25 protein-coding genes, 3 tRNA genes and 1 other annotated feature are annotated in these 26277 nt (G+C 45.9%); of the genes, 2 read left to right on the plus strand and 26 right to left on the minus strand.

Annotated features, from left to right (window positions below; translation table 11 throughout):
* Positions 1–42: 42 nt before the first annotated feature.
* The 7 genes from gltA to B5E53_RS02560 form a co-directional block, all read right to left on the minus strand.
* Positions 43–1440, minus strand: coding sequence for an NADPH-dependent glutamate synthase (gene gltA / locus B5E53_RS02525; RefSeq protein WP_087312457.1), 1398 nt, complete (start codon positions 1438–1440; stop codon positions 43–45).
* A gap of 1 nt (position 1441) precedes the next feature.
* Positions 1442–2269 (minus strand): sulfide/dihydroorotate dehydrogenase-like FAD/NAD-binding protein, encoded by an 828-nt coding sequence (locus B5E53_RS02530; protein ID WP_087312627.1) that lies wholly within the window; start codon positions 2267–2269, stop codon positions 1442–1444.
* A gap of 254 nt (positions 2270–2523) precedes the next feature.
* Entirely contained in the window at positions 2524–4185 is a 1662-nt protein-coding gene (locus B5E53_RS02540; protein ID WP_087312461.1) for a glutamine--tRNA ligase/YqeY domain fusion protein, read from the minus strand.
* 200 nt (positions 4186–4385) lie between these two features.
* Positions 4386–5018, minus strand: coding sequence for a cell wall hydrolase (locus B5E53_RS02545; RefSeq protein ID WP_162611758.1), 633 nt, complete (start codon positions 5016–5018; stop codon positions 4386–4388).
* Positions 5019–5288: 270 nt separating this feature from the next.
* A complete protein-coding gene (locus tag B5E53_RS02550) occupies positions 5289–6113 on the minus strand; it encodes a C39 family peptidase (RefSeq protein ID WP_162611759.1) in 825 nt (274 codons plus the stop codon).
* 399 nt (positions 6114–6512) lie between these two features.
* Positions 6513–6585, minus strand: a tRNA-Thr gene (locus B5E53_RS02555).
* Between the two features lie 154 nt (positions 6586–6739).
* Entirely contained in the window at positions 6740–7243 is a 504-nt protein-coding gene (locus tag B5E53_RS02560) for a shikimate kinase (RefSeq protein ID WP_087312467.1), read from the minus strand.
* Positions 7244–7424: 181 nt separating this feature from the next.
* On the opposite strand from B5E53_RS02560, the gene B5E53_RS02565 reads away from it, so the two are divergent.
* Both B5E53_RS02565 and B5E53_RS02570 read left to right on the plus strand, forming a co-directional pair.
* Positions 7425–8177: a hypothetical protein gene (locus B5E53_RS02565; protein ID WP_087312469.1), complete on the plus strand. Its 753-nt coding sequence runs from the start codon at positions 7425–7427 to the stop codon at positions 8175–8177.
* 132 nt (positions 8178–8309) lie between these two features.
* Positions 8310–9947 (plus strand): DUF6020 family protein, encoded by a 1638-nt coding sequence (locus tag B5E53_RS02570; RefSeq protein WP_087312471.1) that lies wholly within the window; start codon positions 8310–8312, stop codon positions 9945–9947.
* On the opposite strand, the gene B5E53_RS02575 is transcribed toward B5E53_RS02570, so the two are convergent.
* The 19 genes from B5E53_RS02575 to B5E53_RS02660 form a co-directional block, all read right to left on the minus strand.
* Entirely contained in the window at positions 9941–10873 is a 933-nt protein-coding gene (locus B5E53_RS02575) for a glycosyltransferase family 2 protein (RefSeq protein ID WP_087312473.1), read from the minus strand. The two genes, B5E53_RS02570 and B5E53_RS02575, sit on opposite strands and share 7 nt — an antisense overlap.
* Before the next feature lie 20 nt (positions 10874–10893).
* Positions 10894–11646: a 23S rRNA (guanosine(2251)-2'-O)-methyltransferase RlmB gene (gene rlmB, locus B5E53_RS02580; protein ID WP_087312475.1), complete on the minus strand. Its 753-nt coding sequence runs from the start codon at positions 11644–11646 to the stop codon at positions 10894–10896.
* A complete protein-coding gene (locus B5E53_RS02585; protein WP_242963490.1) occupies positions 11622–12101 on the minus strand; it encodes a ribonuclease III domain-containing protein in 480 nt (159 codons plus the stop codon). Before B5E53_RS02585 ends, rlmB begins: the two co-directional genes overlap by 25 nt.
* Positions 12086–13492 carry a cysteine--tRNA ligase gene (gene cysS, locus B5E53_RS02590; RefSeq protein ID WP_087312477.1) on the minus strand — a complete coding sequence of 469 codons (1407 nt, stop codon included), beginning with the start codon at positions 13490–13492 and terminating at the stop codon, positions 12086–12088. The genes B5E53_RS02585 and cysS overlap by 16 nt, the downstream gene beginning before the upstream one ends.
* Positions 13493–13582: 90 nt before the next feature.
* Positions 13583–13815 (minus strand) — a binding site (T-box leader).
* A gap of 91 nt (positions 13816–13906) precedes the next feature.
* Positions 13907–15184: a GNAT family N-acetyltransferase gene (locus B5E53_RS02595; RefSeq protein WP_087312479.1), complete on the minus strand. Its 1278-nt coding sequence runs from the start codon at positions 15182–15184 to the stop codon at positions 13907–13909.
* Positions 15181–15741 carry a 2-C-methyl-D-erythritol 2,4-cyclodiphosphate synthase gene (gene ispF, locus B5E53_RS02600; protein ID WP_087312629.1) on the minus strand — a complete coding sequence of 187 codons (561 nt, stop codon included), beginning with the start codon at positions 15739–15741 and terminating at the stop codon, positions 15181–15183. Before ispF ends, B5E53_RS02595 begins: the two co-directional genes overlap by 4 nt.
* Positions 15742–15961: 220 nt before the next feature.
* A tRNA-Met gene (locus tag B5E53_RS02605) sits at positions 15962–16035 on the minus strand.
* Positions 16036–16049: 14 nt separating this feature from the next.
* Positions 16050–16122: transfer RNA gene (locus B5E53_RS02610), tRNA-Val, on the minus strand.
* A 121-nt stretch (positions 16123–16243) separates the two neighbouring features.
* A complete protein-coding gene (locus tag B5E53_RS02615) occupies positions 16244–17440 on the minus strand; it encodes an amidohydrolase (protein ID WP_087312481.1) in 1197 nt (398 codons plus the stop codon).
* Between the two features lie 20 nt (positions 17441–17460).
* Positions 17461–17988: a DUF1700 domain-containing protein gene (locus B5E53_RS02620; protein WP_162611760.1), complete on the minus strand. Its 528-nt coding sequence runs from the start codon at positions 17986–17988 to the stop codon at positions 17461–17463.
* 70 nt (positions 17989–18058) lie between these two features.
* Complete coding sequence (locus tag B5E53_RS02625) at positions 18059–19147, minus strand: transglutaminase domain-containing protein (RefSeq protein WP_087312483.1); 1089 nt, start codon at positions 19145–19147, stop codon at positions 18059–18061.
* Between the two features lie 6 nt (positions 19148–19153).
* Entirely contained in the window at positions 19154–19537 is a 384-nt protein-coding gene (locus tag B5E53_RS02630) for a hypothetical protein (RefSeq protein ID WP_087312484.1), read from the minus strand.
* A 415-nt stretch (positions 19538–19952) separates the two neighbouring features.
* On the minus strand, positions 19953–21575 hold the full coding sequence (gene groL, locus B5E53_RS02635; RefSeq protein ID WP_087312485.1) for a chaperonin GroEL: 1623 nt from the start codon (positions 21573–21575) through the stop codon (positions 19953–19955).
* A gap of 32 nt (positions 21576–21607) precedes the next feature.
* Positions 21608–21883: a co-chaperone GroES gene (locus B5E53_RS02640; RefSeq protein WP_087312486.1), complete on the minus strand. Its 276-nt coding sequence runs from the start codon at positions 21881–21883 to the stop codon at positions 21608–21610.
* A 54-nt stretch (positions 21884–21937) separates the two neighbouring features.
* A complete protein-coding gene (locus B5E53_RS19060) occupies positions 21938–22111 on the minus strand; it encodes a hypothetical protein (RefSeq protein WP_162611761.1) in 174 nt (57 codons plus the stop codon).
* Between the two features lie 34 nt (positions 22112–22145).
* Positions 22146–22367, minus strand: coding sequence for a PF20097 family protein (locus B5E53_RS02645; protein ID WP_087312487.1), 222 nt, complete (start codon positions 22365–22367; stop codon positions 22146–22148).
* A gap of 36 nt (positions 22368–22403) precedes the next feature.
* On the minus strand, positions 22404–23543 hold the full coding sequence (locus B5E53_RS02650; RefSeq protein ID WP_087312488.1) for a hypothetical protein: 1140 nt from the start codon (positions 23541–23543) through the stop codon (positions 22404–22406).
* Positions 23544–23649: 106 nt separating this feature from the next.
* Entirely contained in the window at positions 23650–24393 is a 744-nt protein-coding gene (locus tag B5E53_RS02655; protein WP_087312489.1) for a hypothetical protein, read from the minus strand.
* A gap of 254 nt (positions 24394–24647) precedes the next feature.
* Complete coding sequence (locus B5E53_RS02660; protein WP_087312490.1) at positions 24648–25970, minus strand: M56 family metallopeptidase; 1323 nt, start codon at positions 25968–25970, stop codon at positions 24648–24650.
* Positions 25971–26277: the final 307 nt, after the last annotated feature.

Raw genomic sequence — 26277 nt, forward strand, 5'->3', positions numbered from 1 at the left:
CCGCATCAAAGATACCGGAAAATATCCCTCCCATAATTGCATTTATTTTGCTGATAATTTTGCGTCGATCGCTGCTGCCGCGCGCTTTCCTGCTCCCATAGCAAGGATAACGGTAGCCGCTCCAGTTACAGTGTCTCCGCCGGCGTATACATTCTCTTTGGAGGACTCCATGGTCTCTTCATTGACAATGATACCGCCCCATTTCTGGCATTCCAATCCCGGTGTGGTATGACGGATCAACGGGTTCGGGCTCTGTCCGATGGCGATGATGACTGTCTCCACATCCATCACATAGTTGGAACCTTCAATCGGCTCCGGACGTCTTCTTCCGGATGCATCCGGCTCACCCAGCTGCTGCTTGACGATTTCCATTCCTTTTACCCAGCCGTTTTCGTCACCGAGAATGGCAGCCGGATTGTTCAGGAAACGGAAAATGATTCCCTCTTCTTTCGCGTGATGAAGCTCTTCCAGACGGGCCGGTGCCTCCTCCTCGCTTCTTCTGTATACGATATAAACTTCTTCAGCTCCCAGACGTTTCGCAGTTCTTGCGGCATCCATAGCCACATTACCTGCTCCCACGACAGCCACTCTTCTGCCCACCTTGACAGGAGTCGGAGCCTCCGGGAACTTGTATGCTTTCATCAGGTTCACACGGGTCAGAAACTCATTGGCAGAATATACTCCCAGGAGATTCTCGCCAGGAATATTTAAGAAACGCGGAAGTCCCGCTCCGCTTCCCACAAATACTGCCTCATAACCGTCTTCCATCAGCTCATCGATGGTAACGGAACGGCCCACGATCACGTTAGTGTCGATCTTCACACCCAGATCTTCCACACTCTTGATCTCTCTGGCAACCAGATCTTTCGGCAGACGGAACTCCGGAATACCGTAGCTTAACACACCGCCGGCCTTATGTAAAGCTTCAAAAATCGTAACGTCGTAACCTTTTTTGATAAGCTCTCCGGCACAGGTCAATCCTGCAGGACCGGAACCTACCACAGCCACTTTATGGCCATTTTTCTCAATGTCCACTTCCACTGGTTTCGCGTGTGCCATATGATAGTCAGCCACAAAACGCTCCATACGTCCGATACCCACCGGTTCGCCTTTGATGCCGCGGACACATTTGCCCTCGCACTGGTTCTCCTGCGGACATACACGGCCGCAGATTGCCGGCAGCGCATTCTCACTGGTGATCACTTCATAAGCGCCCTCAAAGTCGCCTTCTGCCACTTTAGCCACGAACTCCGGAATCGGAACGTTAACCGGACATCCGCCGACACACGGTTTATTCTTACAGTTCAAACAACGGGTTGCCTCTTCCACAGCCATCTCTGCCGTGTAGCCGAGAGCCACCTCGTCAAAGTTTTTATTTCTTACATTTGGGTCCTGTTCCGGCATCGGAACCTTAGTCAGACTCATATTCTTTTTTGCCATTTTATTTTGCTCCCCTTCCAATTTTGCACTGATGTTCTTCTTCTTTAAAGATACCCTGTCTTCTCATACATTCATCAAAATCAACCTTGAATCCGTCAAAGTCAGGTCCATCCACACAGGCAAATTTTGTCTCTCCGTCAACAGTGACACGGCAGCCGCCGCACATTCCCGTACCGTCGATCATGATCGGGTTCAGGGAAACCATCGTATGGAGATTCAATGGACGGGTTACATTTACCACATTCTTCATCATGATCAGCGGGCCGATGGCGATACACTCATCATATACTTCTCCCTTGTCGAGAAGGTCCTGAAGAACCGTTGTAACAAATCCTTTGGTGCCAAGACTTCCATCGTCTGTGGCAATGTAAACATTCTCGCAGAACTCTTTGAACTGATCAGCCAGAAGAACGTATTCAGCGCTCTTTCCGCCGATGATCACATCGACCTTAGTACCCATGGCTGCCAGCTTACGAAGCTGCGGATATAATGGCGCCGCGCCGACACCGCCGGCCACGCCGATCACTTTGTTCTCTTTCTTTTCGAGAACCGCAGGAACTCCAAGAGGTCCCACGAAATCCTGCACATAGTCTCCTTCCTGCTTCTTGCTTAAGAGATCTGTGCTGTAGCCGACTACCTGATAAATAATAGTGACCGTTTCTTTTTCACGGTCATAGTCGGCGATGGTGAGAGGGATTCTCTCTCCATCCTCATCCACACGAATAATGATGAACTGTCCCGGTTCGCATTTTCTTGCGACGAAAGGAGCGTGAATCTCCATCAGTTCCACCGCATTATTCAATGTCTGTTTTTTTACAATTTTGTACATGCGTCTTTCCACCTCACTTAAAATATCACACACAATGATGAGAAAAATCATCATTGTGTGCGTAAATATTATCCCATGAATACGAAAAAATTACAAGTAAATTCAACAAAAAACGTGAGAAAATCAACAAAAGACTGGAGAAATTCTCTGATTTTTTTATCAAATCGACTGAAAAAGTTCTATATTTATTTTAAGATGTCTTCAAACTGCCTCATCTGCCTCTCCGCCGGCAAACGCCTGCGCCGGCAGAACTGTTATTTTTTTGGCTTGTAAGAACTCTTCAGTGACACGATCCGGTTGAATACCAGGTGGTCTTCCCGGCTGTCCTTGGCGTCACAGCAGAAATAACCATTTCTCACGAACTGATAACTGTCGTAAGCCTTGCTGTCTTTCAGAGCGGCTTCCAGCTTGCAGTGAGAAAGCACCGTCAGTGAATTCGGATTCAGGTTGAGGCTTCCGTCCTCATTGTAAACACCTTTTTCTTCATCTACAATGTTCTCATACAGACGCACTTCCGCATCCACACATTCGGAGGCACATACCCAGTGGATGGTTCCCTTCACCTTCCGTCCGGTAAAACCGCTGCCGCTCTTGGTTTCCGGATCATAGGTACAGTAAATCTCCGTTACATTTCCGTTCTCATCGGTCTTGTAATCAGTACAGGTAACAAAATAAGCATTCATGAGCCGCACTTCATTGCCCGGATAGAGGCGGAAATACTTCTTCGGCGGATCGATCATAAAGTCATCTCTCTCGATATAGATCTCCCGTCCGAACGCCACCTGACGAATACCCAGCGCTTCGTTCTCTTTGTTGTTTTCCACATCCAGATATTCGATCTGTCCTTCCGGATAATTGGTGATGATCACCTTCACTGGATCAAGCACCGCCATCATTCTGGACTTCTTAAGCTTTAAGTCATCACGGATGCAGAACTCCAGCATAGCATAATCCACGGAACTCTGCGCCTTGGAGATGCCGGCCAGCTCAATGAAGTTCCGGATGGACTCCGGCGTGAATCCTCTTCTTCTGAGCGCCGCGATGGATACCAGACGCGGATCATCCCAGCCATCCACAATACCTTCTTCCACCAGCTTCTTAATATAACGCTTGCCGGTGATCACGTTGGTCAGATACATTTTCGCAAACTCAATCTGTCTTGGCGGCTGTTCAAAGCCCACTTCCCGTACCACCCAGTCATAGAGCGGACGATGATCCTCAAACTCCAGCGTACAGATAGAATGGGTCACGCCCTCAATGGCGTCCTCGATCGGGTGGGCGAAATCATACATCGGATAAATGCACCATTTATCACCGGTGTTGTGATGATGCATGTGTGCCACACGATAAATGACCGGATCACGCATGTTCATGTTGCCGCTGGCCATGTCGATCTTGGCGCGGAGTACTTTTTCCCCGTCTTTAAACTCACCGTTTCTCATTCTCTCAAACAGATCAAGGTTCTCCTCCACGGAGCGGTTCCGGTACGGACTCTCCTTGCCCGGTTCCTTCAGGGTTCCTCTATATTCACGGATTTCCTCCGCTGATAAATCACATACATAAGCTTTTCCCTTTTTGATCAGGGTCACTGCAGCCTCGTACATCTGTTCAAAATAATCTGAAGCAAAGTACAGACGATCTTCAAAATCAGCGCCGAGCCACAGCACGTCTTCCTTGATTGATTCCACAAATTCCACTTTTTCTTTCGTTGGATTCGTATCATCAAATCTTAAATTAAACTTTCCGTGATATTCCTGCGCCAGCCCGTAATTTAACAGAATCGCCTTTGCATGTCCAATATGAAGATATCCGTTTGGTTCCGGAGGGAAACGTGTCATCACATGATCGTACACTCCCTCTTCCAGATCCTTATCAATTGCCAGTTCAATAAAATTCTTCGATACATTTCCTTCCATTGTCATCCTCCTGGTAAAAAATGTGCAGGCCAGCGCCGCCTGACCCACAGGTAAATGCGGCAGATGCCAGCTAACTGCGTTCTATCATATCATAATTACAAAATCGGCACAAGAAAAAATCGGCAGTGACAAAGTAAAGTACAAAAAAATGATGGCACGCGAAAGAATCCGCCGCCATCATTTTTTCTTTTTGCCCGCACTTACTGCATTTCATATTTATCTTCTGTCAGATAAAAATACGTGTTATCGCCAATCTGGCCATACGTTTCGTACCCGCTCAGATAGTCATAACTGGAAGAACGGAAATACAAAATATAAGAAGGAATATTTCTCTTTCCTTTATATAAAGCATCGTCCACCGCGGCAATGCATTCTTCCGAAGGCTTCCGGTCCACATACGGGTAAGTTCCCGTTTCCTTATCATAATACGCGGTAAACTGAGAATCCTCTGTCACCACATCCATCAGATCATCAGAATATTTATCGGACTGCGTCCGGTTCATCATGCAGCTGATCACCGCCAGAGAGCCCTCATAACCGGTATCACACTCCATGGACACTACTTTATAAAGAATATCTTTCTCTTCCTCCGTCAGTGTCTCCCCGTACATATTCAGATTCTCCATGGTCTGACATTCGCTGGTTCTCCCTGCGCTTCCTTTGTTCTTTGTACTTTTTTCCACAACCCCTTTTACCGTCTCCTCTCCCATCAGTGAAGCGGCGATATCTCCCTTCGATCCGTCCTCCACAGAAAATGGGAAAAACGTCCCTGCCCGTACCGACTGGAAACATACCAGACAGCCGATGGCAGCCATGATTGCATATGTCCTCATTTGATATCTGTGTCTTTTCTTCAAATTCATGCACCTCTCCCTTTTCTATGATCAAACTGGTTTGGGGTTAATAAAGTATATGCATTTTTGTAATAGTTTATTAACAACTATCTGCATTTTTTTGTAAAAAAAGGTTCACACAAAGTTTACTGGTGGATAATCAAAAGTATTTCCCATCCATCCAGATTTATACACAGATTCAAATTTTTATTGTATTTTATAGCAAAAAAGCAGCAGCACCGCCGTTTCCATGCGATGCTGCCGCCTTAACTATCTTTTATTTACAAGAATGTATCCTCCGCTGGTATCCTGCGAATCATAATATACACTGTCAGAAGACCGCTTGCAGGAGAACATGTATTTCACCAGCTGTTCCACCTTGGCAAACTTGATTCTCTGTTTGCTTCCCGACCAGCTTCTGTAAGCGGAATCCGCCACAATGGCCTTGCCGGTATTGGTCATACCCAAAAGCACCATGGTATGCTTGGATGAAGACCAGCGGTAACTGTTTCTGGATGACATCTTTCCGTTTTTCTGTTTGCGGTTATTGACCTCAATGATCACCGCATTTCCGGATAACAGATGACTTTTGATCTCCTGGACCGCCTGCCTATCCTTAAAATAACGCACATACTGATTCGGCACACCGCAGTAATTCAGAATCCTGGTAATTCCGTTCAGAGAAACCGGCATCTGTGACACCATGGACTTACTGTAATTTGCCGACCAGACTTTTGTACCAAATACTTCTCGTTCTAACTTTCTGCTGGTTTTCTCCGGTGTATAATTCTTATACTTTGTAGTATAACCGGAAAGAACCGTGGTCAGTGCGCTGGCCGCACAGCCGTGGCGTTTAATATAAGTGCTGCGCGCGCCCTGGGCGAACACCCGGAACGTCCTCACGCCGGAACCGCCGTTTGACTGCACCGAAGCTCCTCCGCTGGTATCACTGTTTACTCTGACCATATATTTTTTCACATTGGTCTGTTTGGATATGGTTGACTTCTTTGTTGTGATATTTGATGCCGCAAATGCCGGCACCGGCGCCGCCGCCATCAAAAAAGCCATTGCCACCGCTATTAGTTTCTTTTTCATTTCGTCTTGCCCTCCATCGTCTGTCTTCGTTCTCTTCCTCTCCATGTTTTGTACGGAAACAGTCTCCATCCTCATGGCTGTCCCGATACGCCGGCATTTCCTTTTTTATCCATCCGGCAACGTACAAAACCTTAGTACAGAGTATCTCACAAATATGACATAAATATTACAAAAAGGCTTTTTTGTGTAATAAATGTAATTTTTATGCAATAATATCCAGTCACGAAATAAAATCCGCAACGAAGGATCGGTCAAAGATACCGTGAATAAAATGAAAGAAATATAATGAAAATAATTTTGCCAAAAATAACTGTGCTAAAATGATCACTGCTGCCGGAGTAATACCGGCACAAAAAAGAAAAACCGAAATACTGATTAGTATTTCGGTTTTTTTAGAAGAGCTGCCTAGCGGATTTGAACCGCCGACCTCCGCCTTACCAAGGCGACGCTCTACCAACTGAGCCAAGGCAGCACTGAGAATCATCTCAACAAAAAGCATTCTATCATGGCTTTCCCTTCTTGTCAACACATTTTTTTGAAAAATTCAAAAAATTAGTACAATTTATTTTTTAAAGTGTTTTCCCCAATTATCCGGGCAGTATCCTGTACATCGATCCCTGGATATCTTACAGCCTTTCCCTGAGATTCTCCATCACTAAAGCCAGGGTTCCTTCTATATCCCTGCCGTCTTCCACAACGATCAGATCCGCGTATTTCTCATAGAGAACACTTCTCTCCTCGTAAATATCCCGGAGAGTCTGTCCGTCTTTCAGTACCACTCCCCTTCCCTTCAGATCGCCAAGTCTTTTCTCCAGGGCGTCATAAGAACATTTCAGATACACAACGATCCCTGTCCTTTTAAAATGTTCCATGGCCTCTTTTCCGTAAACGGCGCTGCCGCCGGTGGCAATCACCGCCCGCTCCGCTTCAATGGACGCATTTACCTGATTCTCCACAGCGAGAAATCCGTCTACGCCCTTTTCAGCGATGATATCTTTTAAAAGCTTTTTCTCCTGCTGCTGGATCAGAAGATCCGAATCGAGAAACTGGTATCCCAGCTCCTTTGCCAGAATGACACCGATGGTACTCTTGCCGACTCCCGGCATTCCCGTTAAAATGATATTCTTCATGTTACCTCCTTTTTGTCAATTTTTTATCCTGCGCCGCCATTATACCATGTCATTTCATGCAGAACAAGAAAAAGCATCGGCGGGCCCCGCATATTTTTTCCCCTAAAAGAACATAGAAAGCAGTTGTTTTCAATCAAAAAATACGCTATGATATAAAAATAGTGAGAAAGGAAAGAATGCCATGTTTGAAATGTTCTTAACAATAATGGCTGCGCTGATCGCCGCCATTTACGGGGTATCGCAATCCGTTTTTATGAACGGCCCCCACAGAAATTATTACCGGATTGGTCTGCTGGTCCTTATCCTGATTATTTATGGTCTTTATAAGATTCATCATACCGCCAGACAGAGGCATCTTAAGCGACTGCATGTGGAGCCGGAAGCATATGTCTATTACGCGAAATATACTTCTTTGCTTTACCGTGCCGGTTACTTTATCAGCTATTTTATCCAGAATATCCTTTTCGACTACATATATATGTGGCGTAATTTCAACTTCTGTAAAGGTCTGGATGTCTATGACGGCGGCGTCGGAGAATATTACATCAAGTTCCGGCATACCTGGTACCGCTATTTAAAGCTGACCAGATATCGCCACAAAGTATCGTTAAAGAAGCTGCAGGGCTATGCCGCCGACATGAAAAATCAGATGATCGTGGATGCATTACAGACAGAAGAAGAAAAAGAAAGGTATCTGCATTACGCAGAGGAAGCCAAAAATTACTTTGATGAACACGGAACTCTCACCAAAAGTGTTCTGAAAAGCTTCGCCAACTACGGTCAGATCGATTGGTATTACCGGAAAAATATCCTGAAGAATTATAAAGCTATCGCCTGCGTCAGAAAATATCAGCCGCTGGTTATCGAGATGGTCCGTCAAAAAGAAGACTGGAATCAAAAGGATCTTAATGAATTTCGAAAGAAAGAATTTTAATTTAGTATTGATCCGATCATATAAATATCATATATCTGTAGTACAATATCTGCATCCAGCACATTCCGGGTTGGGTGCAAAATTTTTGTATATGTGTTTTTTTCTGCATATACTGTCAAAGGAGGCAAAATAATGAAAAAACATAGTTTCTCATACGATTATCTTTTCTTTTTATTATTTATCTTCACCCAGTTGATCGGCGTTGTGATGACCATAAATACGCAGATCAGCAGCACATTTCACCTGACACCCTTTCGTATTGCGGCCGCCCTTCTCCTTTCGTTGATCCTGGCGTACCTTCTGTCCATTTTATCAGGGAAAGCGCTGGCGTTCATCCACACAAACAATCCTCTATCGGACAAAAAACCCGCAGAACGAGTGCGGGTTTTCTCCGGCAAAAGAAACGCCAGAAAGCTCTGGCTTTGTGTCTGGGCCGGAATTTTTATTTTATGGATGATTTATTTTCTGGCTTATTATCCCGGCATCCTGGCCTACGATGTCAAAACTCAGTGGAGACAGTATTTCGGCATCGTCGGCTATAATACCAAGCACCCTCTTCTCCACACCATGCTGATGGGAGGAATCATTGATCTGGGAGAAAAATTGTTCGGAAGCTACAACAAGGGCGTAGCCTGTTACTGCCTGTTACAGCTTCTGATCGTTTCGGGTGCAGTCACTTTGATTCTGTTCTACATTCACAAAATGACTGTCTCCGGAAAACTGCTGACAGCCGCAGCCATTTACCTGATCCTTTTTCCGGTATGGCCGTTTTTAGGCATCAGCACGACAAAAGACACTTATTTCGCCATCTTTTTTCTGCTCAGCTTCATGGCGCTCCTTCACTGCTGTCGGGCAGGTATCACCATAAAAAACCTTCTTCTTGCCGCAGTGAGCCTGACCGCCGCTCTGCTGTTTCGTAATAACGCCGTTTACGGAGTGATGCTGGCCATCTTTCTGCTGCTTATCTTCATGATAAAGAAAAGCTGTCCCAGAAAGATTTTTCTCAGCTTCGCCGGCGTCTTTCTCATCTCTGTCATCCTGGCTGAGGGGACGCTCGGCCAGCTGGAAAAAGCTGCCGGGGCCCGCCCGGGAAGCATCGCAGAGACTTTGAGCATTCCCTGTCAGCAGATTGCCCGGGTATATAACGAAAGGGAAAATGAACTCTCCACCGACGAGAAAAACCAGATTCTTGCCTATATCCCGGAAAAAAGAATCCGGAAATATAAATGGCAGCTGTCTGATCCCATCAAAAAGTACTGGGACGTGGACCTTGTGCAAAGCGACTGGAATCGTTTTCTCCGCCTGTGGGCGGATCTTGGCCTGCAATATCCAAAAGAATATCTGGAAGCCACTCTCTGCAACACAATGCCTCTGTGGTATGTGTGGGACGAATCCATAGTATCCGTCCACGGAGTCTATATGGAAAGCGAAGTCAAGGACGTCACAGACGGAAAGGTGACAAGGCACAGTCTCCTTCCACGTCTGGAAAAAGTACTCTCCGACGCTTACAGCAAAGGATATGTTCTGAAAATACCGGTTATCTCGCTCCTTTTCGCACCGGCGTTCTATCTGTGGATCATCATCGCCTGCGGATTTCTGATATTGAAATACCGACGGTATAAATACCTGGTTCTGCCAGTCTTTCTGCTGTCCTACGCCGCCACTCTGATGGCCGGCCCATGCATCCTTCCGAGATACTGCATGAACTTCATGTTATGTGTACCTCTGCTGATCGTCTGCACGGGAATTTCGATCAGATCTTCTCATTGACGTTTCTGAAATTCTGAAATCCGAATGAGATTCATCTCAAACTGCTGCCGGTCTTTCTGACGCAGAGACTGAAGGATCACTCCCGCAAAGAGGGACATCAACGCCGCCATCTCCACAAATCCACAGACAATCAGCGTTGGAAAATCCGGTACCAGGCCGGTTCTGGCGTAGGTAACCAGAATCGGCACGAAAAAAATCGCCGCAATCACGGTCAGCAGCAGAGCAATCACGCTAAAAAAATTGATCGGCTTATAATTTCGGTATAACCGAAAAATCGTCAGAAGAACTTTGATTCCGTCAGAATAGGTATTCAGCTTTGACTCACTGCCTTCCGGCCTGTCCCGATAGTCAATGACAACATTCTCGATGTACATATTTTTGTCAATGGCGTGAATGCTCATCTCCGTCTCAATTTCAAACCCTTTGGAAAGCACCGGAAAGCTCTTAACAAACTGATAGCTGAACGCCCGGTACCCCGTCATGATATCTTTGATCTCACTTTTAAACAACACATTGATGGCCTTACGGACAATGGAATTGCCCATATTATGAAAAGGACGCTTATTTTCCTCAAAATAAGTGGATGACAGCCGGTCTCCCACAACCATATCCACATGTTTCCGGAGAACTTTGTCCGCCATCTCCCGGGCAAATTCCGCCGGATAGGTATCGTCTCCGTCGGTCATAATATAACACTCCGCATCAATTTCCCGGAACATGCGCCGGATCACATTTCCTTTTCCCTGCTGATATTCATGTCTCACGACCGCTCCTGCTCTGCGGGCCAGTTCAGCCGTATTGTCAGTAGAGTTATTATCGTACACATAAACCACCGCTTCCGGCAACACCCTCTTAAAATCAGTGACAACTTTTTCTACCGTTTTTCCCTCATTGTAACACGGGATCAATACTGCGATCTTATCCATATGACATCTCCTTAGAAATCCTATTTCTTTGCTGCTGCCAGCCGCTGCCGGACAATCTCAAAAGCCAGGACTCCGGCTGCCACCGAAGCGTTCAGGGAATCAATATCCCCCCGCATGGGAATCGAGGCGATATAATCACATTTTTCTTTTACGAGACGGCTCACACCGCTGCCTTCATTGCCGATCACAAGACCAATCGGACCGGTGAGATTCTGCTGGTACATAAGTTCTCCGTCCATATCTCCACAGACAAACCACAGGCCTTTTTCCTTCAGCTCCTCGATCGTCCGCGCCATATTGGTCACCCGGACCACAGGCGTATAATTAACCGCTCCGGCGGATACTTTTGCCACCGTTCCGGTCAGCCCAACCGCCCGTCTCTTCGGAATGATCACCCCATGCGCACCGGCCAGATTCGCCGTCCGGATGATGGCGCCCAGGTTATGTGGGTCCTCAATCTCATCGCAGAGAATGAAAAAAGGATCCTCTCCCTTTTCCTTCGCCGCCGCAAACAGATCTTCCATCTCCGCATAATGACAGGCCGCTGTAACAGCGACCACGCCCTGATGCTTCTCATGATTGGCAAGTGAATCCAGCTTCTCCTTTGAAACATATTTGACCAGAGTCGACTGTTTCCTGCTCTCCCGGAGGATGGACTTGACAGGTCCATCCTGACATCCATCCTGAATAAACAATTTATCTACGGTCTTTCCGGCGCGAAAGGCCTCCAGCACCGCGTTTCTTCCTATTATAGTGTTTTCTTCGTATGACATGGCTCCTCCTCAAGTCCAATGGCCACCAGTTCCATGATCCGCCCCATCTTTCCTGTCAGGTAGAGATATCCGATGAGAGTCTCGAATCCCGTGGCAATCCGGTAATCATGATGGGTCTGGTTTTTGGCACAGCTTGCCGACTTGGCATTCTTTCCCCGCCGGAACATTACCTTTTCTTCTTCATTTAAATACGGCTTGATTTTCTCCATCATCCGGGTCTGGGCAGCAGCGTTGACATACCCGATGACCTGGCTGTGATATTTATTCGGCTTCGTATTTCCCCTGGTGGTGATCATGGTCCGGATGATCAGATCGTACACGGAATCTCCGATATAAGCAAAGGAAAGCGCAGAGTAGGTTTTCACCTTCTGCGCATCCAGAGGAAAAGAATCCGCAATGACTTTGAGACTGTCTTCCATGGTAAAGTCCTTGTCCACTGTTAAGCCCTCTTCCATTTCACACCAGCCCTTGTATCTTCCAGAATGATGCCCTTGTCCGCCAGCATATCACGAATCTCATCCGCTCTGGCAAAATTCTTTGCCTTTCTTGCGTCCTGACGCTCTTCGATGAGCGCTTCAATATCCGCGTCCAGCATCTCTTCTTTCTTATCTGTGATAATGCCCAGGATATCGCAGAGCTTCACAATGGTATCCAGAAGATACTGTACATATTCCTCAGATCCACCGGCAGCAGTCACATTGGCAAGCTTCACCAGTTCAAAGATAGCCGCAATGGCGTCCGCCGTATTAAAGTCATCTTCCATGGACGCCTCGAATTTAGCAACCAGAGCTTTCGCCTCTTCCATGTTCTTCTTATCTGCTTCCGCTGTGCCTTCTGTTTTCTCCCCGGACTGTTTGGCAGCCAGCACATCCCGGAGATTATCCACTGCAGTGAGGATCCGCTCAAGGCCGTGTTTCGCCGCTTCCACCAGCGTATCGCTGAAATTCAACGGGCTTCTGTAGTGAGCGCTGAGCATAAAGAAACGAATCACCTGCAGCGGATATTTTTCACCGATCTCCCGGACAGTGAAAAAGTTTCCGGCGGATTTGGACATTTTCTTATTGTCAATATTTAAGAAACCATTGTGCATCCAGTAATTGGCAAACTTCTCTCCGTTGCACGCCTCACTCTGAGCGATCTCATTCTCATGATGCGGGAAAATCAGATCCTCGCCGCCGGCGTGAATATCGATGGTGTCCCCGATGTATTTCCGGGACATGACCGAACACTCGATGTGCCAGCCAGGACGGCCCTCGCCCCACGGTGACGGCCAGGAAGGTTCGCCCTCTTTTTTCGGTTTCCAGAGCACAAAATCCATGGCGTCATCTTTCTCATCGCTGACCGCGATACGGATGCCCGCCATCATATCATCCAGATTCTTGTTGGAAAGCTGTCCGTAATGGTCAAACTTTCTTGTACGGAAATATACGGTACCGTGTTTCTCGTAGGCATAACCTTTATCAATGAGTTCCTGGATCATCTGAATCATGCCGTCAATCTCTTCCGTAGCCTTCGGATGGTGTGTCGCTTCCTTGACATTGAGCGCCTGCATATCTTTCTCGCACTCTTTGATATATTTCTCGGAAATCTCAGAAGCGGATACGCCCTCCTCCTGCGCTTTCTTGATGATCTTGTCATCCACATCAGTAAAGTTGGACACATAGTTCACATCGTATCCCTTATACTCGAAATATCTTCTCACTGTATCGAATACAACCATAGGGCGGGCATTTCCGATGTGAATATAGTTGTAAACCGTCGGCCCGCAGACATACATGCCGACCTTTCCTTCGTGCACCGGCACGAATTCTTCTTTTTTGTTGGTAAGTGTGTTATATATCTTCATGATATCCTCCTTGTATACTAAAATATCTGTTACACAACAAAATGTCCCGCAGCAAAATATTTTGCAAAAGAAAAAACTCCGTCCCTCAAAAAAAGAGACGAAGTTATCCGCGGTTCCACTCTGTTTGACGCCCCGAAATCCGGGGCCTCCCCTTACACCGTTAACGCCTGGTACGTGCGGCACTCCCGCCCGGTAAAAGGGCCTTCGCACCGCCGGCTCCCGAATGCACTTTCCCGGTTCCCGCGGATAAGGATGCTTCCAGCCTCCGGCATCCTCTCTCTGTATCCCGGCAAAACGGTACTCTTTTCGTTCTCCGCCTTTTTCATATATTCCTAAGTCTATGCAATTTCCGGAGTTTTGTCAATTGTTTTTTCTAATAATTTCCGTCGGCTTCATTCTCCATTCATTTCTGTCTCAGACAATTTCCTGGATACAGCATGGCTGCAGAGGACGCAGCCCTTCCATCAGCGCCCGGCCCTCCGCCGTAAGGCCTTCGTACATTTCTTCCGTCCGGTCTTCCCGTCTTCCAAAAATCAACTCCGTAAGTGCCGCAATGGAAATGCTTCCTCCATCGGTTATCTGAGGTTCTTCGTCTGCCGAAATCTTCCGGATGGTACTTCCCTGTTTCCCGGCATGCCAGAGATAGACGCCGTCCTGCTCTTTCAGAAAATCATCCCGGACCCGAATCCGGCAGGCAGCTTCCACATCACTGCAAAGATCTGTTCCTGTTTTTTCCAGATCAAGGATGCGGAACATGATGATTTTTTTCTCACGCACCGGAAGCAGGCGAACCCCCTGATAGTTTCCCGGCGCCCTCAGTTCTTCTTTCCAGGTTTCATCAAGAATCAGCTGATATCTGCCATAATGATACTCTCTTTCGCTGTAAAGCAGTGCCTCATGGAGAAACTCCTGCCTGTCTTCCGTTCCCGCATAAACCACCTGCGAAAGCACCATACAGTCATTTTCCGCTCCCATGACAAATCTTCCGGCATAAACGCCGTTCCGGTATGCGGTTACCAGGCGACCAAAATCGCTGCGCACCTCTTTTTCCATCCGCCTTAAATAATCCGGCGTGATCCTGGTGCAGACAGCAAATTGTTTTTCTCTCCGGGCGTTTTCCATCCGGCAGACTTCTTCCAGATCTTCCGGCAAACCTGCCTGAAAGGAAAATCTTTCCTGTTCGGGAGGCACAGCCTTGCCAAAACATTCAATCTCCTGTTCCAGCTGGCGTATCCCAAACCGGAAATCAAACGGCAGGTAATAATTTTCGTCAGCGGGCATCAGATATGTGAATGATTCCCCGCTTCTTCGCAGCCGGGAAAAAGTCTCCGCAAGCAGTTCCCGCATAACGCCTTGCCGGCGGAATTGTTCATCAGTGGCTACCCCCACAATATAATGTGCTTTCATATCCCTGCCGCGCACTGTGAGTGTATAGGGATTCAGATGAAGCATCCCCCTGATCACCTGCGCGCTGTTTTCCGGGGCATTCAGCATCTCTGCAGCTTTTATTTCCGGGACATCTGACCCCTTTAAGTTCTGGTCTTCTTCCCCCTCGGTCACATTCAGCAAAATGTCGTTGTTTCCATAAACTTCCGCAAAATAAAAATCTGCATAAGGCACCGGATCATGAAAATTTCTCTGCCACATGGCATAGATTTCATCTCTGTGTCGTCCGTTCTCTCCGATAATCATTGTTCCTGTCCTCCCTGCTGCCGGCAGCCCTGGCAGCCCGCGCAATTTTTTTCTTCCAGCATCACATCAGCGCCCACATAATTCTGAATCTCTGAAAGCAGGCACACCGCGCTGGCAGCGATGCCCAGCCCCTCCCCGGTAAATCCAAGTCCTTCTTCCGTAGTCGCCTTCACATTCACCTGTCCTTCACTGATTCCCAGCACATCCGCGATATTTTTCTTCATCTGTGGAATATAGCCGGCCAGTTTCGGCCGCTGGGCAATGACGGTGGCATCAATATTTTCAATAAAATACGCCTTTTTCTCAATAAGACGGCGCACTTCCGAGAGAAGCTTCATGCTGTCGGCTCCCTTATAAGCCGGATCCGTATCCGGAAAATGCTTTCCGATATCTCCGAGGGCCGCTGCTCCCAGCAGTGCGTCCATGACCGCATGCACCAGCACATCCGCATCTGAGTGTCCAAGAAGCCCTTTTTCAAAAGGAATCTCCACACCGCCAAGAACGAGCTTCCGGCCTTCTGTCAGGCGATGTACATCGTATCCACTTCCAATTCTCATAGTATCTCCTGTCCTTTCTATGATTCTGTCATTCTCATGCAATAAGAATGAATCCTGCTTTGCAGAATTCTCCGCCTGCGGCAGATCGCTTCCGCGACATCTTTCCATCCGCCACAATGCGATCTTCACGGAGCGTTTTTTGTTTCACGGAAACACAGCTTTCTATGAAACAAAAAAAGCATACCCGCCATGCAGATATGCTCTCCCAGATAACAAAAAATAGCGGGAACTGGATTTGAACCAGCGACACCACGGGTATGAACCGTGTGCTCTAGCCAACTGAGCTATCCCGCCATGTGATGAAAAAGTGGGACCTATAGGGCTCGAACCTATGACCCTCTGCTTGTAAGGCAGATGCTCTCCCAGCTGAGCTAAGATCCCACATCACTCAACGAAACTTATTATATTACAAAAGTTCTCTGCTGTCAACAAGAAAATGACTCTTTTTTCTGTTTTTTTCAAAAAATATAATTAATTCTATTATTTGAACTGTCGATGCATTTTATACATCTGTCTTTGCTTCTTTTTCCGCCAGCTTCTCCGCCGCAGAAACAGCCGAAAGATGAAGAAGCACCGCATCGGCAAGAGCTCTCTCATCAATGGCAAAACAAGGATGATGATTTGGAAAACATTCTTTCTCCGGATCCCCGCATCCCACAAAGGCAAACACACCGGGAACCTTTGTCTGGTACCAGGAAAAATCCTCCCCCAGCATCAGCGGCGGCACATGGCAAAGTTTCCTTTCCAGAAACCGTTCTGCCTCCGGAGCAATGCACGCTGTCAGGGACGCGTCATTGACCAGCGGCGGATGAGAACCGTAATGATAGGTGATATCCGCTTTTCCGCCATAATACGCGGCGATATGTTCTGCTCTGGCTTCCACTGCCTCTTTCAGGCGAAGGGCCGTCTCTTCCCGAAAACTCCTGCAGGTCCCTTCCGCCTGTGCCGTGCCTGCTATGACATTATACTGACTGCCTGAATGGAGGGAACCGATAGTCACGACTGCGCTGTCCGCCGGATCGACCTCTCTGGATACAATACTCTGGACACTCATCACGAAGTCCGCTGCCATCACTGTAGCGTCCACGCACTGGTGAGGCTTCCCGGCATGACCGCCCTTCCCCTCAAAGGTAATGGAAAAACGGTCCGTCTGCGCCATCCGGGGACCCGCTTCTATGGACACATCCCCCGTCTTCATATCGGAAAACAAGTGCAGTCCGAAAATAACATCCACATCGGAAAGCACACCTTGAGCGAGGATATGCGCCGCGCCGAGAGTATTCTCCTCCGAAGGCTGAAAGATCAGTTTGACCCGGACAGAAAGTTTCTCCTCTCGTTGTTTCAGAATCTCCGCCGCTCCTAAAAGTCCGGCGATGTGGCCGTCGTGGCCGCAGGCATGCATCCGCCCCGGATGTACGGAGGCGTACTTTACCCCGGTCTCCTCCGTCACCGGCAGCCCGTCAATATCCGCGCGAAGGGCAATGGTAAATCCCATTTCCGGGCCAATATAAGCAAAGGCGCCGGAAGGCTCCAGATGATGGGGTACGACACCCATCCTTTCCAGATACCGGCAGATCATTTCCGTAGTTTCCACTTCTTCCATACCAAGTTCCGGAATCCGGTGGAACTCCCGCCGGATCCGGCTGTATTCTTCTTTTCCTGCTTTTACCGCTTCTTTCAGCTGTCTTACGTCAATCATATATCGCTCCTCTATATTTTTTACCGGCTGCCGCGGATCAAACGAAGAACAATCAGCACCGGAATCAGTACGACCACCACCGGCAGCAATACCCGAATCAGCAATCCGAGAATGATCAGAATAAGGATAATCCCGAAAACAAGCTTGAGACCACCCACCTTCTTTATCCGAAGATTCGCCTGTTCATCCTCATAACTGTTATAACGCCCCTCTTCGGAGTCATAATAACCGCCCTGACTTTCCCGGCTGCCGCCATAATATCCTCTCTGGCTTCCGCCGTACCGGCCGCTCTGTCCACCATTATAATAACTGTCCTGTCCGCCATAATCCGCCTGCCTGTCCTGTCCGCTGACCGCCTCCCGGGCGTCAATGATAGATCTGGCAATAAGCCTCGGACTTCCCAGCGAGGTTACGATCTCACTCTCACTATAACCCATGGCTTTCTGTTCCTCAAAGTACTGGCGATAATAATTCAGAGAATCTCTGATCTCACTCTCCGGCACCTCACCCCGCAGACTTTCTTCCAGTTCCCTAAAAAAATCTTCCATATTTTCTGTAATCCTTTCTGAGTAAGCAGCCATCCCCACAGCATACGCCGCACTGGCAGCCCCTCTTTTGTCAGTAATCCAAAGTAAAGTATAACGTCGTATACGGCGCCTCTCCTATGGTCTGCAAATGTACGTATTTTGCGCCGCTGTATTCAAAAATGAATTGCAGATTTGCCTCCGAATATGTGGCTTCGTTGTAATCTCCCACCATCACCTGGACACTGTCCGGCGTATCATCCGCAAATATTTCCTTACATTTTGCTTCAAAAGCATCCATATTCTCACAATACAGATCATTCTTTCTGTAATATTGGTATTTTGTCCCTTCCGCCGGCACAAAATCCGCAGCCTCCCAGGCGTGGCTCTGCGCCATCTGCGTATCATTGAGATTAAAATAAGAATACAAAAGTCTGTCCGGGTCATCAGGTTCCGGATCATCCCAGGTCACATCCACGTGATACCATTGATCATCATCCAGACGGATCAGGTTCCACGCATGATTCTCCCCGTCTGCCGTCCCGGTGATCAGTTCACATTCCACGCCGCTCAGATCACAGAGCAGCTTCATGGCCTGAGCATAGCCGTTGCAGACCGCCTTTCCCTGTACCAGGGCGCCATAGGCATTGTAAGCGGTGCTGTCCTCAGAATCCACACCTTCCGGATATCCGTAAGCCACATTTTTCACCAGATAATCATGAATCTTTTTCTCTTTTTTGTAGGCTGACTTTTCTTTGGAAAGATCCGCAAGGATACCTTCACAGACCTTCTTAAGTTCCGCCGCCTGACTGCGTTCCTCCGGAATCTCCCCTCCATCGAGGAGCGCTTCCTCCACATAATAATTATCGCTGATATCGCAGGAAAGCGTCACATAGGAGCGGTCCAGCATCTTCACAGTCTTGATCTCATACTGCGTCACACTGCCATAAAAACCGTCATGTTCCTGATTGAGCACATTCAAATCATCCTGCGAAAGTTCCTCCGTCACAAACGCGACCTCTTCTTTTCCCTCCTTTAAAGAATTCTCTACCTGTTGATACAACTCCTCGGCAGTATTGATCACCGATTCCCCGGAAGCCATAATTTCCCGTACTGTACTGCATCCGGAGAGGGTCAGCACCGCTGACACACTCAACACCGCCAGAAATTTTTTCATATACATCCCTTTCTAATCCTCCACATATTCCTTCAGGAGACGGTCCGCCTTCTCCACATCCGACGGACGCAGAATCATCTCGTCGCCTTTTCCGGTGGCAAAGGCATACATATATTCCAGATTGATACCTTCTCCGGCAAAAGCCACCAACATATCAGAGAGCGCGCCTGCCCGGGAAGGAATGCGGATCCGAAGCACATCCGTAAGTTCCACCTGATATTTGTGGCTGCGGAGAATTTCCGCCACCTGTTCCGGATTCGGAAGAATCAGCCGTGTCACGGTATCCGCCATACTCAGAGCTTCCACATTGATATTCTCCTTTCCAAGAATATCCATCACTTCTTTTAACTTGCCTTCTCGGTTCTCTACCCGAACGGTAACCTGCTTTACAATCATGTCTTTCCCTCCCTGTACATATTTTATTATCATTTTACCAATTTTCCCAGGTAAACGCAACCATCAGCGCAGGGAGGCTTTTACATCATAAAAAGTTCCGCCAAAACTAAATCAGGAGATGCGGGATAAACCACGCATCTCCTGATTTTATTTTATTTATTTGTGTTTTCAGCCGCTGTCCGGGATTTTGTGACGAAAGCCAGATACTACGCGCCTTGCGCTCCCGCATCTGCCGGACTTTCGCACTATTCAGCCATCCACTTCGGATTCGCAGCTATCGCTGCTTTTCCGCTGCTTACGCAGCTAAATCCTCAGTTTTGGCTAAGCGCCATATGCCTTTCAGAGCAAAAATGCTTCTGCAAGTAAACTTGCAACGCTATTTTTCGCTCTGAAGGCGCATGGCTGAATAGTTACATTACATCATTCCCATTCCGCCGGCCGGAGCTCCTGCTGCAGGTGTCTCTTCCTTGATATCAGCCACAACAGATTCTGTGGTCAGTAATGTGGAAGCTACGCTTGTAGCGTTCTGCAGTGCGCTTCTTGTAACTTTGGCAGGGTCGATGATACCGGATTTGATCATGTCAACGTAAGTCTCTGTCAGGGCATCGAAACCTGTGCCAACTTCGCTCTCGTAAACTTTGTTGATGATTACGGAGCCTTCCAGTCCTGCATTGGCTGCGATGTGGTACAGAGGAGCTTCCAGAGCTTTGAGAACGATCTCAGCGCCTGTCTTCTCGTCACCGGATAAATCTTTTGTCATCTCTTTTACAGTTTTAGCTGCGTGGATGTAAGCAGATCCGCCGCCGGCGATGATACCTTCCTCAACAGCTGCTTTTGTGGCTGCCAGAGCATCTTCCAGACGAAGTTTTGCTTCTTTCATCTCTGTCTCAGTAGCAGCACCTACACGGATAACAGCTACGCCGCCGGATAATTTAGCCAGTCTCTCCTGTAATTTTTCTCTGTCGAAATCAGAAGTTGTGGTTTCAATCTGGCTCTTAATCTGGCCGATTCTTGCCTGGATAGCATCTTTATCACCCAGACCGTCAACGATAACGGTATTCTCTTTTTCAACTTTAACGGATTTTGCACGTCCGAGCATATCCATGGTAGCGTCTTTTAATTCAAGGCCGACTTCCTCGGAAATAACGGTGCCGCCTGTCAGGATAGCGATATCTTCAAGCATTGCTTTTCTTCTGTCGCCGTAGCCAGGAGCTTTCACACCGACAACGGAGAAGGTTCCTCTTAATTTATTAACGATCAATGTGGTCAGAGCCTCACCCTCGATATCTTCAGCGATGATCAGGAGTTTTGCTCCGCTCTGTACGATCTGCTCTAATAACGGAAGGATTTCCTGGATATTGCTGATCTTCTTGTCTGTGATCAGGATATATGGATCTTCCAGTTCAGCAACCATTTTTTCCATATCTGTTGCCATGTATGCGGAAATGTATCCACGGTCAAACTGCATACCTTCTACCAGGTCAAGCTCTGTGAGCATGGTCTTGGATTCTTCAATAGTGATAACGCCGTCTTTGGAAACTTTCTCCATGGCGTCTGCAACCAGCTGTCCAACCTGTTCGTCACCGGCAGAAATAGATGCAACCTTCGCGATCTGCTCTTTGCCGCCAACCTGCTGGCTCATTTTGCTGATAGCCTCAACAGCAGCGTCTGTTGCTTTCTTCATACCTTTTCTTAAGATGATCGGATTAGCGCCTGCTGCCAGGTTCTTCATACCGGCATTGATCATAGCCTGTGCAAGAACAGTAGCGGTTGTAGTACCGTCACCAGCCACATCATTGGTCTTTGTGGCAACTTCTTTTACGATCTGTGCGCCCATGTTCTCAAAAGCATCTTCCAGTTCAATATCTTTTGCGATGGTAACACCGTCGTTGGTGATCAACGGAGCGCCAAAGCTTTTATCCAGTACAACATTACGTCCTTTCGGTCCCAATGTGACTCTTACGGTATCTGCTAACTGATTTACGCCTGCTTCCAAAGCTTTTCTGGCGTCAACGCCATATTTAATCTGTTTTGCCATGATAATCATTCCTCCTGTTTTATACGATTCTTCTAATATTCAACAACTGCCAGAATATCACTCTGTTTTACGATGATATATTCTTCTTCATCCATCTTTACGTTAGTTCCGGCGTATTTAGAATAGATAACCTTCTGTCCGACGGATACTTCCATCTTCACATCATCCGTTCCAGGGCCAACAGCGACAACCTCTGCCTCCTGTGGCTTCTCCTGTGCGGAGCTGGTAAGGATAATACCGGTTTTTGTCTTTGTCTCAGCCTCAAGCTGTTTTAAAACTACTCTGTCCGCTAATGGTACTAACTTCATAATAATGCCTCCTATACAAATTCTTCTATTGTTATCTTTTTTGATTGTTAGCACTCAATTTTGATGAGTGCTAATTGCTAATACATATAATAGATTTTTTCCCTTATAATTGCAAACGGTAAAAAGCTCTATTTTTCTGTATATTTTTAAATATATTTTATTATCTCTTTTTTTCTCTTGTTTTCTCATTTTATCTTTATTTTTCTGTTTTGTCAGATATTTTGGCAAAGAAAAGGAAGGACCAGACGATCCTTCCTTCTCTTTATTCTGTACATTTACAGTCAATCGTAATCACATCACAGGCCGGACAATACCATGCCGGCTGTTTTTTCATATCAAAAAAATGCTGTTTCCCCAGGCGAAACCCCTCTTCCTTTTCTCCTGTATACCTCATCTTACTCTTACCGTATGCGGGAATCCATTCGATAGCAGGAGTTGGAATGTACCCTTTAAGCATTTCCCGGCCACAATAACCACATTTCATTGCTGCTCCCCTCAAAGCACACCCTTTCTTTCTACCTCATTTTTCTACCAGACAAAAATTCACCACATGATTATCCACATCGTTCTCATAATCATAATAATCTAGTAAGATGGGGTTCAGTTCATTGGTTACGCAGTCATAATAAAAGAGTCCCGAATCGCCATTCCAATTATCACCCTTTATGTAATAACTTTTCCCTTCGTCTACCGTTATCATACTCCTCACATATTTCATATTAGGAAAAGGAGATTCTATCTCTTTGCAGGTTTGTTTTTCGTAATCAATCATATAATATTTGTATTCTGACTCTACCCCCTTTTTCTTTTCATTGACATCGAACCTCTCTACGACCATTACTGTATGGTCTGTAATCTGAACCGCAGCCTGAATATCGCTTTTCAACAAAGACTTCACTTCAATCACAAAATCCCCTTTTACATTAAAATCCTTATCCACCAGTGAAATATGGTATTTTAAAGGTTTCTTGCCACTTCTGACTTTCAAGTTATACAACGCCTTTTCCTTGCAGCTTACATTGACAAATGTTCCATATTTAAAATTATAATTTAACGCAATCGGTTGCGTTTCATATGGAAAATCCTCATAACCATCTTCATTCAAAATTTTGTTATACAAATAGGTAAACTGTCCCGAATTCAGATCAAACATGGCAGTTCCTATCGCGTGCACTGGAACAGTTGTCACCAATAATTTATTATCTATGGGAACAATATCATTGTAGGCACAATTTTCTTCCTCCAGGCATATCGATTTTTTGGTTTCCAAATTATATTCATGTAAGCGATCTACCTGCCTTACATCTCGTCCCACCATCTTGCTATAATACACTTTATTCTTAGACAAATCTGTTACCCCAAGAGCATAGCCAGAATCATAAGGAATCTTCGCACGGTTCGTCAACTCACCCGTTGCCAGATCATATGTATACATATTCATCATCCGCCCTGAAGCCACGGAATCATCACTGGTAGTATAGTTAATAGACAAATATCCATTGTCTATCAAAACATTTCTCTCTTCCTTCTGTTTTTCCTCAGTGTTACTTTCCGGTTGCATTTTTTCTGAATTTCCGCCCATATCACAACCAACACACAATAGCAAAAGCACAAGAATAGCAAAAGTCAGTTTAAAACAATTTTTCATTTTACATACCATTTTTTATTATCCTCCAAAACAATATATATTAATATTCTCATTCATATAGTATTGGCAGGAAATAAACACTATTGTATTAACAAATGTCCTTTTCCTGCCATATAGATTATTGCACAGTATATGAATGTACTATCTTTCCGTTATCTACGCTATCTTTAACACCTCCAACTGTCAGGCCACAGATTCCTTTGTTGGACCATGTACCATCTTCAAAAATATCTAAAATAGCGTTTGGAAGTTCCCCACAATCTTCTTTTTTAAATGTTTTTACTTTATTATTTTTTAAATTTTTTGCCTTTACTTTTACTCCAGTTGGAACATCATCACCTTTCCATTTTGTAGCACAATCTCCCATTTTTAAATAATATGGTTTTCCATTTACATTGTGATCGCCTTTAAACTTTGTCTTACTCGGCTCATCCGGCTTTCCATAGTAAGTGATTTGTCCCTTTCCAACAACTTTATCTGCTTTAAAGTTCAAAAAACATTTACCATACTCCCATTTACCTGATCCCTTTTTTCTGACTCCAGTATTATTATAAGTGGTAATCGGAGGACTTAATTGATAACCCCCATCTCCATCAGGATAATACACATTTCTTAATAATCCTTCATCATCATAAACCGCTTTCATTCCCGGAAAAGGCTCAACATCGCTAATCTCCTGCTTGGAGTTATCTGCTTCTCCTCCTTTCTCACATTGATAATTCAATTCATTATCATAAATAATCACAGAATCTGGCTGCATATAGTTCGGAACATTTTTTATATCAGCCGCCTGTATTCTCATAGAAAACGACAAGACAAAACTTCCAATCAATCCGAATAACATCCTCTTTTTTAATATCATTCAACACACATCCTTTCACGATTCTTCGCTCAAACCTTGCTACTGCATAATTCTTACTGCTTTTCAGTTCGAATTGCAATACATCTTATAAATCCCTATCATTTTTCATATCATCATCCCTCTCTTCGCTCTTATGTATTACTTGTACTAATTATATTGTAGTACAATCATTTTTCATCGTCAAGAAAAAAAGATATGACTACTACGCCATATCTTTTTTGCATCTGATTTTTGTTATATTGTTTATAATTGATTCAGTGCGGGCATTTCTTCCGCTTCGTCACGGACAAAACTTCTTTTTTCACAATTGCTCCGCAGTTTTTACATTTTGTAATTTCAATCTCCTTCACCTTGCAGCCGCCGTTATCCAGTCGGATATGTTTCACCTTCTTGTATTTTTCTGTTCTGCTGTGGCTGCAATTTGTGTATGGCTGTACATTTCTTTCTTCCACGCCCGAAACAGGATTTCCATCTTCATCAAAATACAGTATGTCGCTGTGGCTGAAATCATAATTAAGATCGGTGTCTAACTCCATTTCTTTCATCTCAAATTCATTGAGATAATATCCATTTTCTTCCATCGGATCCAGATCTTCATACGGCGGCATATAAGCAAACACTGACAGGCTGCTCAAACAGAGTACCAGAACGCCGACGGTCAGTACAGCCATTCTTTTCTTTTTACCTCCGTATAATATAAAACGGATTCTTTCCTTCATTTTCTTTCCTCTTTCCGACAGATAATTGACAGGCGCACCGGCTTTTTTATCCACCGCTTCCCACACAAGAAACATGGCGTAGTCTTTTTTCTCCTCCATGCTCCTGCCTTCCATACATTTCTCATCACAATAATATTCACTCATTTTGCCGTACTGACAGAGTAAATACCAGGCAAACGGATTATACCAGTGAAGAATACACACAAGGATGCACAGCAGCTTCCAGAAAATGTCTCTGTGCCGGATGTGCGTCATCTCGTGAAAATGGATCCATTCCATCTCTGATTCCTCATATTCGCGGTCAGGAAGCAGGATACCCGGCCGCAGCCAGCCGATGGTACAGGGGCCGTTCACCTTGTCATTTTTATATATTTTGACCGTCCTTTCCCGCCACAATCGATTCTTCCTGTTTTCCTTCCGGTCCTGCACAGCCGGGCCTCTTCCTGAAACTTCCCGCTCCACGCTGTGTCGCATGATCTTCCGCTTCATATACAAATACCAGAACAGATAGATCAGCAGCCCTGCCGCAACGATAACAAACCAGAGAATCCACAGATAAAAATATTTCTCAGAAATAATATAATAAAATCCGTCGCCCGAGCGAATACTCACAAAAGAATACCCGAACAGCTTCTTCATAAGCACGTCCCAGTAAAGCTGAATGTCGAAAACTTCTATCCATGACACCGGAAGATAAAATTTAAAATATTGAAACGGACACAGAAAAAACAGGACAGCCAGCCGAAGCATATACACGTAATACCGCGCCCTGATTTTCTCCCCATATATTTTTTTCACAAACATATACCCCAGCACCGGAAATGTACCAGCCAGAGTCATCGCCATCTGCAACGCCATACTTTCCTCTCTCTTTCGTACAAAATAGTTTCAGCGTACTGCCTTCTCTTGCGAAACGATACAGATACGACAGCGCGCTAATACTGAAAGTATAGCATTAATCCCCCGAAACTTGATCACAAAAACGAAAACAATCTCTTACGATTTTATGAATTGTTTCCAATTCTTAAAAGAAAGCAGAAGATCGAGAACCACAGCGCATAGCAGGATGTATTGTGGAAAGATTTCTATTCCCAAATATCCTTTATGGAACAAACATTCCCAAAAATATAGCAAACCATACCCCTTATCCATATAAATACACACC

This window comes from Eubacterium sp. An11 (genome assembly GCF_002161065.1).
Classification (GTDB): Bacteria; Bacillota; Clostridia; order Lachnospirales; family Lachnospiraceae; genus Anaerobutyricum; species Anaerobutyricum faecale.

What these genes read in the sequence shown, in the direction of transcription:
- groL (WP_087312485.1), bottom strand. Translation starts at nt 21,575, where the DNA reads ATGGCAAAACAGATTAAATATGGCGTTGACGCCAGAAAAGCTTTGGAA.
- B5E53_RS02575 (WP_087312473.1), bottom strand. Translation starts at nt 10,873, where the DNA reads ATGGATAAGATCGCAGTATTGATCCCGTGTTACAATGAGGGAAAAACG.
- B5E53_RS02550 (WP_162611759.1), bottom strand. Translation starts at nt 6,113, where the DNA reads ATGAAAAAGAAACTAATAGCGGTGGCAATGGCTTTTTTGATGGCGGCG.
- B5E53_RS02655 (WP_087312489.1), bottom strand. Translation starts at nt 24,393, where the DNA reads ATGATATTAAAAAAGAGGATGTTATTCGGATTGATTGGAAGTTTTGTC.
- B5E53_RS02645 (WP_087312487.1), bottom strand. Translation starts at nt 22,367, where the DNA reads ATGAAATGTGGTTATTGTGGCCGGGAAATGCTTAAAGGGTACATTCCA.
- B5E53_RS02640 (WP_087312486.1), bottom strand. Translation starts at nt 21,883, where the DNA reads ATGAAGTTAGTACCATTAGCGGACAGAGTAGTTTTAAAACAGCTTGAG.
- B5E53_RS02595 (WP_087312479.1), bottom strand. Translation starts at nt 15,184, where the DNA reads ATGATTATCGGAGAGAACGGACGACACAGAGATGAAATCTATGCCATG.
- gltA (WP_087312457.1), bottom strand. Translation starts at nt 1,440, where the DNA reads ATGGCAAAAAAGAATATGAGTCTGACTAAGGTTCCGATGCCGGAACAG.
- B5E53_RS02630 (WP_087312484.1), bottom strand. Translation starts at nt 19,537, where the DNA reads ATGATTGTAAAGCAGGTTACCGTTCGGGTAGAGAACCGAGAAGGCAAG.
- B5E53_RS02615 (WP_087312481.1), bottom strand. Translation starts at nt 17,440, where the DNA reads ATGATTGACGTAAGACAGCTGAAAGAAGCGGTAAAAGCAGGAAAAGAA.
- rlmB (WP_087312475.1), bottom strand. Translation starts at nt 11,646, where the DNA reads ATGTCATACGAAGAAAACACTATAATAGGAAGAAACGCGGTGCTGGAG.
- B5E53_RS02625 (WP_087312483.1), bottom strand. Translation starts at nt 19,147, where the DNA reads ATGTATATGAAAAAATTTCTGGCGGTGTTGAGTGTGTCAGCGGTGCTG.
- cysS (WP_087312477.1), bottom strand. Translation starts at nt 13,492, where the DNA reads ATGAAGATATATAACACACTTACCAACAAAAAAGAAGAATTCGTGCCG.
- B5E53_RS02660 (WP_087312490.1), bottom strand. Translation starts at nt 25,970, where the DNA reads ATGGCGTTGCAGATGGCGATGACTCTGGCTGGTACATTTCCGGTGCTG.
- B5E53_RS02530 (WP_087312627.1), bottom strand. Translation starts at nt 2,269, where the DNA reads ATGTACAAAATTGTAAAAAAACAGACATTGAATAATGCGGTGGAACTG.
- B5E53_RS02560 (WP_087312467.1), bottom strand. Translation starts at nt 7,243, where the DNA reads ATGAAGAATATCATTTTAACGGGAATGCCGGGAGTCGGCAAGAGTACC.
- ispF (WP_087312629.1), bottom strand. Translation starts at nt 15,741, where the DNA reads ATGAGAATTGGAAGTGGATACGATGTACATCGCCTGACAGAAGGCCGG.
- B5E53_RS02570 (WP_087312471.1), top strand. Translation starts at nt 8,310, where the DNA reads ATGAAAAAACATAGTTTCTCATACGATTATCTTTTCTTTTTATTATTT.
- B5E53_RS02565 (WP_087312469.1), top strand. Translation starts at nt 7,425, where the DNA reads ATGTTTGAAATGTTCTTAACAATAATGGCTGCGCTGATCGCCGCCATT.
- B5E53_RS02545 (WP_162611758.1), bottom strand. Translation starts at nt 5,018, where the DNA reads ATGAGGACATATGCAATCATGGCTGCCATCGGCTGTCTGGTATGTTTC.
- B5E53_RS02650 (WP_087312488.1), bottom strand. Translation starts at nt 23,543, where the DNA reads ATGGTATGTAAAATGAAAAATTGTTTTAAACTGACTTTTGCTATTCTT.
- B5E53_RS02620 (WP_162611760.1), bottom strand. Translation starts at nt 17,988, where the DNA reads ATGGAAGATTTTTTTAGGGAACTGGAAGAAAGTCTGCGGGGTGAGGTG.
- B5E53_RS02585 (WP_242963490.1), bottom strand. Translation starts at nt 12,101, where the DNA reads ATGGAAGAGGGCTTAACAGTGGACAAGGACTTTACCATGGAAGACAGT.
- B5E53_RS02540 (WP_087312461.1), bottom strand. Translation starts at nt 4,185, where the DNA reads ATGGAAGGAAATGTATCGAAGAATTTTATTGAACTGGCAATTGATAAG.